The organism is Bradyrhizobium sp. CCBAU 11361 (assembly GCF_028128935.1).
Taxonomy (GTDB): Bacteria; Pseudomonadota; Alphaproteobacteria; order Rhizobiales; family Xanthobacteraceae; genus Bradyrhizobium; species Bradyrhizobium niftali.
Genome location: NZ_LBJZ01000191.1, coordinates 214551 through 227027, shown reverse-complemented (window position 1 = coordinate 227027; position 12477 = coordinate 214551). Strand labels below are relative to the sequence as shown.

12 protein-coding genes are annotated in these 12477 nt (G+C 65.1%); 7 read left to right on the top strand and 5 right to left on the bottom strand.

Translation table 11 applies throughout. From position 1 onward, the window contains the following. Positions 1-129: 129 nt before the first annotated feature. On the bottom strand, positions 130-555 hold the full coding sequence (locus XI08_RS32005) for a GNAT family N-acetyltransferase (RefSeq protein WP_442869878.1): 426 nt from the start codon (positions 553-555) through the stop codon (positions 130-132). Between the two features lie 461 nt (positions 556-1016). Here XI08_RS32005 and XI08_RS32000 point away from each other — a divergent pair, with 461 nt between their 5' ends. The 6 genes from XI08_RS32000 to XI08_RS31975 are packed head-to-tail and all read left to right on the top strand — an operon-like array spanning position 1017 to position 6057. Continuing rightward, positions 1017-1628 carry a c-type cytochrome gene (locus XI08_RS32000; protein ID WP_371089947.1) on the top strand — a complete coding sequence of 204 codons (612 nt, stop codon included), beginning with the start codon at positions 1017-1019 and terminating at the stop codon, positions 1626-1628. An 11-nt stretch (positions 1629-1639) separates the two neighbouring features. After that, positions 1640-2878: a cytochrome c gene (locus tag XI08_RS31995; protein ID WP_271577430.1), complete on the top strand. Its 1239-nt coding sequence runs from the start codon at positions 1640-1642 to the stop codon at positions 2876-2878. A gap of 18 nt (positions 2879-2896) precedes the next feature. Continuing rightward, a complete protein-coding gene (locus XI08_RS31990; RefSeq protein ID WP_027542758.1) occupies positions 2897-3073 on the top strand; it encodes a hypothetical protein in 177 nt (58 codons plus the stop codon). Continuing rightward, on the top strand, positions 3070-3633 hold the full coding sequence (locus XI08_RS31985; protein ID WP_271577429.1) for a cytochrome C oxidase subunit II: 564 nt from the start codon (positions 3070-3072) through the stop codon (positions 3631-3633). The genes XI08_RS31990 and XI08_RS31985 overlap by 4 nt, the downstream gene beginning before the upstream one ends. Next, on the top strand, positions 3620-5242 hold the full coding sequence (locus XI08_RS31980; RefSeq protein ID WP_271577428.1) for a b(o/a)3-type cytochrome-c oxidase subunit 1: 1623 nt from the start codon (positions 3620-3622) through the stop codon (positions 5240-5242). Before XI08_RS31985 ends, XI08_RS31980 begins: the two co-directional genes overlap by 14 nt. Beyond that, positions 5242-6057 (top strand): c-type cytochrome, encoded by an 816-nt coding sequence (locus XI08_RS31975; protein WP_271577427.1) that lies wholly within the window; start codon positions 5242-5244, stop codon positions 6055-6057. The genes XI08_RS31980 and XI08_RS31975 overlap by 1 nt, the downstream gene beginning before the upstream one ends. Positions 6058-6209: 152 nt before the next feature. On the opposite strand, the gene XI08_RS31970 is transcribed toward XI08_RS31975, so the two are convergent. Together XI08_RS31970 and lipA are read right to left on the bottom strand one after the other, a co-directional pair. Beyond that, the gene (locus XI08_RS31970; protein ID WP_027542754.1) at positions 6210-6680 is read right to left on the bottom strand and encodes a type II toxin-antitoxin system RatA family toxin; all 471 of its coding nucleotides are present in this window, start codon (positions 6678-6680) and stop codon (positions 6210-6212) included. A 6-nt stretch (positions 6681-6686) separates the two neighbouring features. Then, complete coding sequence (gene lipA, locus XI08_RS31965; protein ID WP_271577426.1) at positions 6687-7643, bottom strand: lipoyl synthase; 957 nt, start codon at positions 7641-7643, stop codon at positions 6687-6689. 124 nt (positions 7644-7767) lie between these two features. On the opposite strand from lipA, the gene XI08_RS31960 reads away from it, so the two are divergent. Continuing rightward, on the top strand, positions 7768-8370 hold the full coding sequence (locus XI08_RS31960; protein ID WP_271577425.1) for a DNA-3-methyladenine glycosylase: 603 nt from the start codon (positions 7768-7770) through the stop codon (positions 8368-8370). 89 nt (positions 8371-8459) lie between these two features. Here XI08_RS31960 and XI08_RS31955 read toward each other — a convergent pair whose 3' ends face one another. Together XI08_RS31955 and XI08_RS31950 are read right to left on the bottom strand one after the other, a co-directional pair. After that, complete coding sequence (locus XI08_RS31955) at positions 8460-11336, bottom strand: valine--tRNA ligase (protein ID WP_271577424.1); 2877 nt, start codon at positions 11334-11336, stop codon at positions 8460-8462. Positions 11337-11475: 139 nt separating this feature from the next. Continuing rightward, positions 11476-12252, bottom strand: a complete 777-nt coding sequence (locus tag XI08_RS31950) for a PopZ family protein (RefSeq protein ID WP_271577423.1) — start codon at positions 12250-12252, stop codon at positions 11476-11478. Between the last annotated feature and the right edge of the window lie 225 nt (positions 12253-12477).

Sequence of the window (12477 nt, the reverse complement as noted above, 5' to 3'; positions counted from 1 at the left end):
GCCGCGCTCGCCGCGGGGGTGAACGGTTCCGTCGTCCCGTAGCCCGGGTGAGCGAAGCGACACCCGGGACGCCACGGAAGTCCCGCATGTCGCTACGCTCATGCGGGCTACAATTGTGCGGGCTGTCACTTACATCTCGGCCAGTTCTCTCAGCTTCGCGCCGGCGATCCGGAAGAACCGCTTCTCCGATAGCGCCCGCCCACCAAGCATCTCGTAGAAGTGCTGAAGCCGCAGGTCATCCGCATCGGCAGTCCAATCGATGCGATCGTGCCCCTCCTGGCGCGCGATTTCGGCCAGCCGCGCCATCAGCCGTTTTCCCAATCCAGCTCCGCGTCGGTTGTGACGAACGTAGAGCTCTTTCAGGAAGAAGCCTGACGTCAAACCAGGTCCGGGATAGATCGCACTGAAACATGCAAGACCTGCGATTTCATCGTTCTCACATGCGAGCAGAATTCGCGCTCCGGCGGGCCTCGACCTCAGCCCGTCAATGATCATGTCCCGTGCAGGGCAGACGGCGCGATAGTGAGCCTGCATCTCGATCAGCGCATCGGCCACGTCATCGAAATCGGCGTCCGCGATTTCCCTGAAAGTCGTCAGAGCGATATGGTCCATGGCCGATCCCTGTGGTCACTCAATATCCGTTAGCCCACAGTAGCGATATACGCCGCTTGCACGCAGTTGTGTTTCGTGTCGAGGTGAGTGGAAGCACAAGGCTCGGGCGAGCGGTCTCACGAGACCGCGATGCTGCGCTGCTTTTCAAAAAGCACGCAAATCTTGTCGAATCCGATCGTTATATGCAGTGCAAGAGCGCGACCAAACGTCATCGTTCCCTTCCGAACTTGCGCGCGACTATATTGGCGCAATAATGCCGCTCTATGTTGTGGTCCGGAATCAACCGGCCCAGCCTTCTGGAGGGCGACGAATTGCTCGCTCGCACCACTGCTCTGGCAATCATTGCCATCCTGGCCGCCATTGACGCTGTGGCCGCACAAACGGCCAACCAGCCGCCGGATACCATGGCGGCGCGGGTCGAGGCCTGCACGCCCTGTCACGGCAACAAGGGCGAAGGCACCAGCGACGTCTATTTCCCGCGGCTTGCCGGCAAACCCGCCGGCTATCTCTACAACCAGCTCCTCGCCTTCCGCAGCGGCCGGCGCAAATACCCGCCGATGAACTATCTGCTGGAATTCCTGCCCGATCCGTACCTGGAGGCGATGGCGGAGTACTTTGCCAGCGAGCATCCGCCGCTGCCGCAGCCAGCGCCGAGCGAGGTCAGCAAGGACGTGCTGGCGCAGGGCGAGCAGCTTGCGACGAGCGGCGATGCCGGCCGCAACATTCCGGCCTGTGTGAGCTGCCACGGTCCCGGGCTCACGGGCATGCAGCCCGGCATCCCCGGACTGCTGGGCTTGCGCGCGCCTTACATCAGCGCTCAACTCGGCGCCTGGCGCTACGGCACGCGCACGGCCAAATCGCCCGACTGCATGCAGCTCGTCGCCGGCCATCTGACCGAGGCTGACGTCACCGCCGTTGCAGCCTGGCTCGCGACGCGGCCGGCGCCCGCCAACCCGGCTCCCGTGCCGAAAGGCACCTACGCGCTGCCGTTCGGCTGCGGCAGCCAGCCCAACTGACGAGGCGGATGATGGGCTCAAGACTGTCGATCACGCTCCTCGCTCTCGCCGCGTTCACGACGGCCGCGCAGGCGCAGGACAAGACCAGTGATATCATCGCGCGCGGCGAGTACCTCGCCCGCGCCGGCGACTGCACCGCCTGCCACACCGCACCGGAAGGCCGCCTGTTCGCCGGCGGCCGCGCCATGCCGACGCCGTTCGGCACGCTCTACACCTCCAACATCACGCCGGATCCAGAGACCGGGATCGGCAAATGGAGCGCGGACGACTTCTACAAGACCATGCACAACGGCCGCTTTCCGGATGGCGGGCTGATCTATCCGGCGATGCCGTTTGCGTCCTACACCAAGGTCACGCGCGCCGACAGCGACGCGATCTTCGCCTATCTGCGCTCGATCCCGCCGGTCAGCCAGAAGAACAAGCCGCACGATCTGCGCTTTCCCTATGACAACCGTCAGCTCATTCTCGGCTGGCGCACGCTGTACTTCCGCGAGGGCGAGTTCAAGCCTGATCCGACCAAATCGGCGGAATGGAATCGCGGCGCCTATCTGGTCGAAGGGCTCGGTCATTGCAGCATGTGTCATTCGCCGATCAATGCGCTCGGCGGCACCTCGCAATCGGACGCCTTCAAGGGCGGCCTGATCCCGATGCAGAACTGGTACGCGCCCTCGCTCACGTCCAACCGCGAGGCAGGTCTCGGCGACTGGAGCATCAAGGACATCACTGATCTGCTCCAGACCGGCGTTTCGGCGCGCGGTGTCGTCTACGGCCCGATGGCCGAAGTCGTGCACAACAGCCTGCAATATCTTGATGACGCGGACACCAAGGCGATGGCGGTGTACCTCAAGGGCATCTCGGAGCCCTCCCCTCCGCCGCCGGCGAGCTCGGCACTGCCGACCACCGAGAGCAGCCTGCTGATCAGCCTCGGCAAGACCGTCTATGACAAGAACTGCGCGAGCTGTCATGGCGCGCAGGGCGAAGGCAAGCCGCCGCACTGGCCGCCGCTCGCCAACAACCAGTCGATCGAGATGCAGTCGGCGGTCAACCCGATCCGCATGGTGCTCAACGGCGGCTATCCGCCGGGCACCAAGGGCAATCCGATGCCATATGGGATGCCGCCGTTCGCGGGCCTGCTCTCCGACAACGAGGTCGCCGCCGTCGTCTCCTACATCCGCACCGCCTGGGGCAATCGCGGCACGCCGGTCTCGGCCCGCGAGGCCAACGAGCTGCGCTCCGCACCGCTGAACTGAGGACGCCAGAGATCCGTCATGATCAATTCCGATCCGCCGACCAGCCCAGCCGCCGCCGACCAGGCCGTCGAGGAGGTCGTCGCGCAAGGCCCGTCCGGCGCGATCGTGCTCGCCGGTATCGCCACGGCCTGCGTGGTCGCGATGTGGCTCGCCTTCTATCTGTTCGTCTTCCTGCCGCGCGGATCACTGCAATGAGCGCAGAGGACACCCATGGCAGCGCCGAGGTCGCAGCCCGCGTCGAGCGGCGCTGGGCGACTATTGCCGTGATCATCATCGTGGGCATGGCGCTGCTGGCGGCGTTCGCCGGCATCCATCGCGCAACCATGCCGCAGCCGCGCGTCGAGACCACCGATCCCTCGCGCATTCATCTTTCGGGCGAATTCGTCGAAAGCAATCTCGGCAGCGTTCTCGAGGCCAACGGCAATGTGACGGTACGCGCGATCGGCCAGCAATATTCCTTCACGCCGGCCTGCATCCTGGTGCCCGTGGATACGCCGATCACGCTCCGCGCCACCAGCGCCGACGTCGTGCACGGCATCCTGATCCAGGGCACCAACGTCAACACCATGCTGGTGCCGGGCTACATCTCCGAGCAGCTGATGCGCTTTACCAGGACCGGCGACTATCTGATGCCCTGCCAGGAGTTTTGCTCCTTCGGCCATGAGGGCATGTGGGGCAAGGTCAAGGTGATCGACAAGACCGACTTTGCCAATCGTGCGAAGGGCGACGGGAGGCTGAGCTGTGTTGGCCAATAGGAAGCTCATCCTCGCCCATTTCTGGTTTGGCTTCGCGGTGTTCGGGGTCGCGCTCACGCTCGGCGCCTGGCAGATGTTCATCCGCAGCCCGATCGGCACCTGGCTCTCCAACCCCGAGCTCTATTATCGCTCGCTGACCGCGCACGGCACGGTGATGGGCTACGTGTTCCCGACCCTGGTCGCGATGGGTTTTGGCTACGCCATCAGCGAATCCGCGCTGGAGCAGCGCCTGGTCGGCGTGCGCTGGGCCTGGGCCGGATTCTGGCTGATCGTTGCCGGCAGCATCATGGCAATGATCCCGATCGCGCTCGGGCGCGCCTCGGTGCTCTACACCTTCTATCCGCCGCTGATCGGCAACGTCTTCTACTATCTCGGCGTCGTCCTTGTCGTGGTCGGCTCCTGGATCTGGGTCGCGCTGATGGCGGTCAATCTGCGCGTCTGGCGAAAGGCCCATCCCGGCGCGCCGGTGCCGCTCGCGATGTTCGCCAATGTCGCCGGCTCCTATTTGTGGGCGTGGACCGCGGTCGGCGCGGCGCTCGAGCTGCTGCTCCAGATCATTCCGGTTGCGGCTGGGCTGAAGGCGACGATCGACGCCGGTCTTGCCCGTGTCTTCTTCTCCTGGACGCTGCACGCCATCGTCTATTTCTGGCTGATGCCGACCTACATCGCCTATTACACCATCGTGCCGCGCGCGATCGGCGGGCGGATCTATTCCGACACCATGGCGCGGATCTCGTTCATCCTGTTCCTGGTGGTGGCGATGCCGATCGGCATGCACCACACCTTCGCCGATCCGCAGGTCGGCGCCGGCTTCAAGTTCATCCATTCGGCCTTCACGGCGCTGGTCGCGCTGCCGACGCTGCTGACCGTGTTCACGATCTGCGCCTCGGTCGAGATCGCCGCGCGGCTGCGCGGCGGGCGCGGCCTGTTCGGCTGGATCAGGGCGCTCCCCTGGGACAATCCGATGATGCTGGCGCTCGCCTTCTCGTTCGTCATGCTCGGCTTCGGCGGCGCCGGCGGCCTCATCAACATGAGCTATCAGCTCGACGCGTCGATCCACAACACGCAGTGGATCACGGGCCATTTCCACCTGATCTTCGGCGGCGCGATCGTGATCATGTATTTCGCGATCGCCTATGATCTGTGGCCGCACCTCACCGGGCGCGAGCTGACCGACCTTCGCCTGATCCGCACCCAGCTCTGGCTGTGGTTCGTCGGCATGATCGTCACCACATTCCCCTGGCACTGGGTCGGCATCCTGGGCATGCCGCGCCGCATGGCCTATTTCGACTTCGGCGATCCCGCGATCGCGCCGCAGGCGCCCTCCGTCACATTCTCCGCGATTGGCGGTTTCATCCTGCTGACCTCAGGCATCATATTCCTGGTCATTCTGGCCCGAGGGATGCGTGCGCCTCAGGTTGACGCCGGCCCCTATCGCTTTGCGCCGGCCGTGCATCAGCCGGCGACGGTACCGGTCGCGCTCAACACCCACGCGCTGTGGGTGGCGCTGATGATCGCGCTGACCATCACCAATTACGGCTATCCGATCCTGACGCTGGCACTGACCGAGGGCACGTCGGTGCCGGCCGTCTATGTGGGAGCGCAGTGATGAGCACGCGCGACCTCTTCACCTTCCGTAACGGCCATTTCAAGATTGGCGTCGGCGTCACTGCTGCGATCCTCGTCGTGACGGCGATTGCCGGATTCATCGTGCTGCCCTTCGCGCAGCCCTGGGTGCAGTTCGCCAATGTCTGGGATGCGATCTGTAGCGCCGCCGGCGTGCCGCGGCGCGCGGCAAGCGTGACGGCGCCCGAACAGAGCAAGCGTCTTTCGGAGGTCGTGCTCACCTCGCATACGCTGTCGCGTCCGAGCCAGGAGGCGATTGGCCGCGGCGCCACGCTCGCGCAGCGCTGCGCGATCTGCCACGGCCCGACCGGCATCAGCCGAGCGGACTCGCCCAACCTCGCCGGTCAGTACGCGGCCGTGATCTACAAGGAGCTGCACGATTTCCGTTCCGGCGCGCGCACCAATGCCGTGATGTCGCCGTTCGCCGTCAACCTGACCGACCAGGAGATCGCCGACCTCTCGAACTACTACGCCTATCTGCCGCGGCTGCCGGCCTATCACCCGACGCCGCTTCTGCCGAAACCCAGCATTGTCATCTACGGCGCGCCGATGCGCGGCATTGCGCCGTGCGGCGCCTGCCATGGCAGCCTCGACAACAAGACCGGCAGCCCATGGCTCGAAGGCCAGTCCGAGGCCTACATGAAGGCCCAGCTCCAGGCCTTCGCTTCAGGCGAGCGCCGCAACGACATCAGCCAGCAGATGCGCAACATCGCGCGCGCAATGACGCCGCAGGAGATCGAGCAGGCCGCGGCCTACTACGCCTCGCAGCCGCCGGATGTGGTGAAGGCGGTGGATTGAGCCCCACCGTCATTGCGAGCGCCTTGTCCGCCATAGCTCGAAGAGCGACGGCGGAAGCGAAGCAATCCAGAATCCCTCCGCTGAAAGACTCTGGATTGCTTCGTCGCAAGGGCTCCTCGCAATGACGGCGGAAAGAGTGTGCCCAGCCTAGACTACGTCGATGCCAGCTTCGGTCGTCCGTAGATCGCATCCGCGCGCTTCTCGAATGCGGTGGAGAAGCGTGCGAACGCGGCATCGAACATCGAGCCCATCAGCATCGCCAGCATGCGGCTCTTGAACTCGTAGGCGAGGAAGAAGCCGACGTCGCAGACGCCCTCACCTTTGGGCTCGAACGTCCAACGGTTTTCCAGATTACGGAACGGGCCTTGCAGATATTCGACCAGGATTTTCAGGTTGGCGCGGTCGAGCGTCACGCGGCTGGTGAAGGATTCCTTGACCAGCTTGAACGACACCGTCATGTCGGCGACCAGCACCTCGGTGCCGTCGGGCTTCGCCATCCGCTGCCGCACCTTCAGCGCGCTGCACAGCGGCACGAACTCCGGGTAGCGCTCGACATCGGCGACCAGATCAAACATCTCGGACGCACTGTGGTTGACGCGGTGCTTGCTCGAAACTCGATGCATGGTACGTCAGCGGGCGTGAGCTGCCCGCGCAGCCTTCAGTCTCGCGAAATCCTCGCCGGCATGATGCGACGAGCGGGTGAGCGGGCTCGCCGACACCATCAGGAAGCCCTTGGTGTAGGCGACCTTTTCATAGGACGAAAACTCGTCCGGCGGCACGTAGCGCATGACCGCGTGATGCTTGCGGGTCGGCTGGAGATATTGCCCGATGGTCAGGAAGTCGACGTCGGCCGAGCGCAGATCGTCCATCACCTGCTGCACTTCATGGCGCTCCTCGCCGAGGCCGACCATGATACCGGACTTGGTGAAGATGGTGGGATCGAGCTCCTTGACCCGCTGCAACAGCCGGATCGAATGGAAGTAGCGCGCGCCCGGTCGCACCGTGAGATAGCGCGACGGCACGGTCTCGAGATTGTGGTTGAAGACGTCCGGCCTGGCCGCGACGACGATCTCGAGCGCTCCGTCCTTGCGCAGGAAGTCGGGCGTCAGGATCTCGATCGTGGTCGAAGGGCACGCGGCCCGGATCGCACGGATGGTCTGGGCGAAATGCTCGGCGCCGCCATCGGCAAGATCGTCGCGGTCGACTGAGGTGATGACGACGTGGGCAAGGCCGAGCTTGGCAACGGCCTCGGCAACGTTCTGCGGCTCGGCTGCATCCAGCGCGTTGGGCAGGCCGGTCTTGACGTTGCAGAAGGCGCAGGCACGGGTGCAGGTGTCACCCATGATCATGAAGGTCGCGTGCTTCTTGTCCCAGCACTCGCCGATGTTCGGGCAGCCTGCCTCCTCGCACACCGTGTGCAGGCCGTTGGCGCGCACGATGTTGCGAGTGTCGGCATAGCCGCGCGTGTTGGGCGCGCGCACGCGGATCCAGTCCGGCTTCGGCGGCGAAGCGGAATCGGGGCGATTCACCTTTTCGGGGTGGCGCGGGCGTAGCGGGTTCGAGATGGTATCGACAATAACGACCATGGGGTGTCCGGTCTGTTCAGGTCCTACCTAGTCGGTCTCGCCCGGCATCGCAACCCGGCTCGCACCGCTTCAGGGAACATGGCAGATAATATCCTGCTCTGTTTTCAGGCGATTCTCACCTCGAATGGCTCCAACCTCGAAGACCTCTACACCGCCGCTCGGCAAGGCCCTGAAGCGCGCCTTTTTTGGCCGCAACGTCCGCGAGGTCGCCCATGACCTGATCGGTGCCACCATGCTGGTGGACGGCGTCGGCGGCCGCATCGTCGAGGTCGAGGCCTATCATCATACCGAGCCGGCGGCGCACTCCTACAACGGCCCGACGCCGCGGAACCAGGTCATGTTCGGCCCGCCGGGCTTTGCCTATGTCTACCGCTCCTACGGCATCCACTGGTGCGTCAATTTCGTCTGCGAGGAGGAAGGCTCGGCCGCGGCTGTGCTGATCCGCGCGCTGGAGCCGACGCACGGCATCGCCGCGATGCGCCGCCGCCGCCATCTCCAGGACGTGCACGCGCTGTGCTCGGGCCCGGGCAAGCTGACCGAGGCGCTCGGCATCACCATCGCGCACAACGCCCTGCCGCTGGACCGGCCGCCGATCGCGCTGCATGCGCGGACGGAGAATTTCGAGGTGGCGACAGGCATCCGGATCGGCATCACCAAGGCCGTCGAGCTGCCCTGGCGCTATGGCGTCAGGGGCTCGAAGTTTCTGAGCAAGCCGTTTCCGAAGTAGTTGTCGTTCCGGGGCGCGTCAAAGACGCGAACCCGGAATCTCGAGATTCCGGGTCTGGTCCTTCGGACCATCCCGGAATGACGGGCGTCCTAAGAGGCCAGCTTCAGCCGCTCCAGCGCCTCGAGCAGCTTGGCCTTGCGGGCCAGCGCCGCCTCGCGCTTTTCGCGCTCCTCCTCGACGACCTCCTCGGCCGCGTTGGCGACGAATCTCTCATTCGCCAGCTTGGACTCGGCGCGCTTGATGTCCGCGTCGGCCTTGCCGATCTCCTTGTCGAGGCGCGTGCGCTCGGCGGCGACGTCGATCACGCCCTTCAGCGGCAGCGCGGCCACTTCGCCGCGCACGAGGAGCTGAACCGCGCCGTCAGGCGCGCGATCGGCGAAGGAGATGTCAGAGAGCCGCGCCATGCGCTTGATGACGTCGGTCCAGCGCGGTGCGCGTTCCCTGGTCTCGGCCGAGGCGCCGACGAGCACCAGCGCGGTCAACGTCGCCGGCGCAATGTTCATCTCGGCGCGCACCGAGCGGATCTGCGTGATCAGGTCGATCACCCAGCCGATCTCGGCTTCCGCCTTGGGATCGGTGAAATCGGCATGGTCGAAGATCGGCATGATCAGGGCCGGCGAGATCAGCGGATCGGTCGGACCGGCGGCTGCCGCGAGCATCACGAGTTGCTCCGGCGTCGGGGCGGAGGGCTTCAGCGGCCATTGTGCCAGTGCAAGCAGGCCGTCGCGCTTGGCCGTCACCTCCCACAACTCTTCGGTGATGAAGGGCATGAAGGGGTGGAGCAGCTTCAAAATCTCGTCGCGCGCCCAGGCGACCATGGCGCGGGTCTCGTCCTTGGCGGGGCTGTCCGGGCCGAGCAGCACGGGCTTTGCCAGCTCGACATACCAGTCGCAATAGACGTTCCAGACGAAGCGGTAGATCGCGCCGGCGGCATCGTTGAAGCGATAGGCCTCGATCGCCTCGGTCACCTCGCGCGTGGTGTGCGCGCTTTCATGCGCGATCCAGCGATTCAGCGTCTCCTTGGCCTTTGCCGGCTCGAAACCGTCGGGCACGGCGCAGTGGTTCATCTCCGCGAAGCGGGACGCATTCCAGAGCTTGGTCGCGAAATTGCGGTAGCCCTCGACGCGGCTGGTGGCGAGCTTGATGTCGCGCCCCTGCGCCGCCATCGCGGCCAGCGTGAAGCGTAGCGCGTCCGCGCCGTATTCGTCGATCAGGTTCAGGGGATCGATGACGTTGCCCTTCGACTTCGACATCTTGGCCCCCTTCTCGTCGCGGACGAGGGCGTGGATGTAGATCGTCGAGAATGGCACCTCCTTCATGAAGTGCAGGCCCATCATCATCATGCGGGCGACCCAGAAGAAGATGATGTCGAAGCCGGTCACCAGCGCGTTGGTCGGGTAATAGCGCTGCACCTCGGGTGCATCTTCGGGCCAGCCGAGCGTCGAGAACGGCCACAGCGCCGAGGAGAACCAGGTGTCGAGCACGTCTTCATCACGCGTGATGAAGCCTTCGCGCTTGTTGCGGTCGAGCGCCATCTCGCGCCCCTGCTCGGCCGTGATGACCTCCTGCTCGACGTAATAGCCGAGCGCGTGGCTGACGGCCTCCTCCTCGGTCTCGGCGACGAACACCTTCCCGTCAGGCCCGTACCAGGCCGGGATCTGGTGGCCCCACCAGAGCTGGCGCGAGATGCACCAGGGCTGGATGTTCTCCATCCACTCGTAATAGGTCTTTTCCCAGTTTTTCGGCACGAAGCTGGTTTCGCCCGAACGCACCGCCGCGATCGCGGGTTTTGCGAGTGTCTTGGCGTCGACGTACCACTGGTCCGTCAGGTACGGCTCGATCACGCTGTTGGAGCGGTCGCCGTGCGGCACCGTGTGGGTGTGCGGCTCGATCCGCTCGACGAAGCCGAACGATTCCAGCCGCTCGACGATGCGCTTGCGCGCGGCGAAGCGATCGACCTTGTTGAACTCCTCGGCGAATTGCGAGGCGCCTTCCGGCAGGCCGCGCAGATAGTCCTCGTTGTCGAGGAGATCGAGGCAACCTTCCTTGTCGAGCACGCTGATCCGGCGCAGGCCGTGGCGATTGCCGACCTCGAAGTCGTTGAAGTCGTGCGCCGGCGTCACCTTCACCGCGCCCGATCCCTTCTCCGGATCGGAATAGTCGTCGGCGACGATCTGGATCTTGCGGCCGACCAGCGGCAGGATGACGTTCTTGCCGACCAGCTTCTGATAGCGCTCGTCATCGGGATGCACGGCGACGCCGGTATCGCCGAGCATGGTCTCCGGGCGCGTCGTGGCGACGACGATGAAGCTCGAGGGATCCTCGGGGCTGAACGTCTTGCCCTCGATCGGATAGCGCAGATACCAGAGGCTGCCCTTGACCTCGGTCTGCTGCACTTCGAGATCGGAGATCGCGGTCAAGAGCTTGGTGTCCCAGTTCACCAGCCGCTTGTCCTTGTAAATCAGGCCGTCGCGGTGCAGCTCGACGAACACCTTGATGACGGCCTTGGACAGGCCCTCGTCCATGGTGAAGCGTTCGCGCGACCAGTCGCAGGACGCGCCGAGTCGCTTGAGCTGGTTGATGATGGTGTCGCCGCTCTCGGCCTTCCACTGCCAGACCCGCTCCAGGAACTTCTCGCGACCCATCTCGCGGCGGCCGGGCTGCTGGCGCTCCATCAGCTGCCGCTCGACCACCATCTGGGTGGCGATGCCGGCGTGGTCGGTGCCGGGCTGCCACAGCACGTCGCGGCCGCGCATGCGCTCGAACCGGCACAGGATGTCCTGGAGCGTGTTGTTGAGGGCGTGGCCCATGTGCAGCGAGCCCGTCACGTTCGGCGGCGGGATCACGATGGTAAAGGGCACTGCGTCGCGGCGGTCGGGGCGGCCGGCCTTGAAGGCACGGCTGTCCTCCCACACCACGGACATGCGGGCTTCGATATCGGCGGGCTGGTAATTTTTCTCGATCATGGGGCTGCTAGAAAGCCGCGCGCGGGGGGCAAGTCAACGAAAAGGTCAACGAAAGCTCAGCGGCAAACGGGCTTTCCGGCCCGGTCGGCGGACCCAATGTGACGCACGAGCGGGGCTTTATGAGGGCTCCGCGGCCTCTCTACCTGCCGCCGCGCGAGACCCGCTCGATTTCGGCCTTGACGATGCGTTCAACCAGGCCCGGCAGGTTGTCGTCGAGCCAGGACTTCAGCATCGGGCGCAGCATCTCCTTGACCAGGTCCTCCAGCGTCCGCGCGTTGCTGCTGAGCACCGTATGGGCCAGGGAATTGAAGGCGGATTCGACCGCGGAGACCGTCGATTGCGCGAGGATCGGCTGCTGCGGTGGCAGCGGCGGGGCATCGAAATCCGCCGGCGCGTAGGACGGCGACGGGCGCGCTGGGGGCGATTCGGCGAATTCGAGATCGTCGCGCGGCTCGACCTTGCGGAAGCTCGGCGGCGGCGGAGGCGGTGTCGGCTCCGGGTCCATCGCCATGTCGTCGGTCAATTCGAGCACGTCGGGCTCGGGCTCCGGCTCGGGTTCCGGAGCACGGACCTCAGGCGCTGACGTGGCTGTGTCGAGCCCCGCTAGCAGCGCGTCGATATCGTCCTGGGAGTTTGGAGAGACATTCGCCGCAGGTGCAGGCGGCGGGGGCGGCGCCGGCTTTGCAGCCGGAGGCGGTGCGGGCTTCTCGGCGGTGGGTTTGGCGGGTGCGACCTTGGCGGGCGGAATGTCGTTCATCGCCTGCGGCTTTGCTGCGGGCGCCGCAGGCGCCGCAGCCTTCCCGGGATTCGCGATCTCTGCCGGCGGCGGCTTGGCCTCATCGTCGGCAATGATGCGCCGGATCGAGGCCAGAATCTCCTCCATCGAGGGTTCTGTGACCTTTGCAGGCTGCGTCATCTCCGACTCCACATCATCAACGCCCTCGCATGCGTTGTTTTACACCAAGCACGACAGGATTGGCCGGTTCCGCAACGGACGCCCCGACATTTTCGTCACGGCAGCCCGACTTGTCCCCAGATCACGGCTCAACGTGCGGCGGTGCGCCCCTGCCCTCGGCACTCAAGCTTTACGCACACGACATCGAATGCGGGGCGAATCGACCCGCATCTTCTTGGCAAGGCT

Bases quoted from the DNA above. Each gene is read 5' to 3' on its own strand.
- XI08_RS32000 (WP_371089947.1), top strand. From the start codon at position 1,017: ATGGCGGCGCGGGTCGAGGCCTGCACGCCCTGTCACGGCAACAAGGGC.
- XI08_RS31995 (WP_271577430.1), top strand. From the start codon at position 1,640: ATGGGCTCAAGACTGTCGATCACGCTCCTCGCTCTCGCCGCGTTCACG.
- XI08_RS31990 (WP_027542758.1), top strand. From the start codon at position 2,897: ATGATCAATTCCGATCCGCCGACCAGCCCAGCCGCCGCCGACCAGGCC.
- XI08_RS31985 (WP_271577429.1), top strand. From the start codon at position 3,070: ATGAGCGCAGAGGACACCCATGGCAGCGCCGAGGTCGCAGCCCGCGTC.
- XI08_RS31975 (WP_271577427.1), top strand. From the start codon at position 5,242: ATGAGCACGCGCGACCTCTTCACCTTCCGTAACGGCCATTTCAAGATT.
- XI08_RS31970 (WP_027542754.1), bottom strand. From the start codon at position 6,680: ATGCATCGAGTTTCGAGCAAGCACCGCGTCAACCACAGTGCGTCCGAG.
- lipA (WP_271577426.1), bottom strand. From the start codon at position 7,643: ATGGTCGTTATTGTCGATACCATCTCGAACCCGCTACGCCCGCGCCAC.
- XI08_RS31960 (WP_271577425.1), top strand. From the start codon at position 7,768: ATGGCTCCAACCTCGAAGACCTCTACACCGCCGCTCGGCAAGGCCCTG.
- XI08_RS31955 (WP_271577424.1), bottom strand. From the start codon at position 11,336: ATGATCGAGAAAAATTACCAGCCCGCCGATATCGAAGCCCGCATGTCC.
- XI08_RS31950 (WP_271577423.1), bottom strand. From the start codon at position 12,252: ATGACGCAGCCTGCAAAGGTCACAGAACCCTCGATGGAGGAGATTCTG.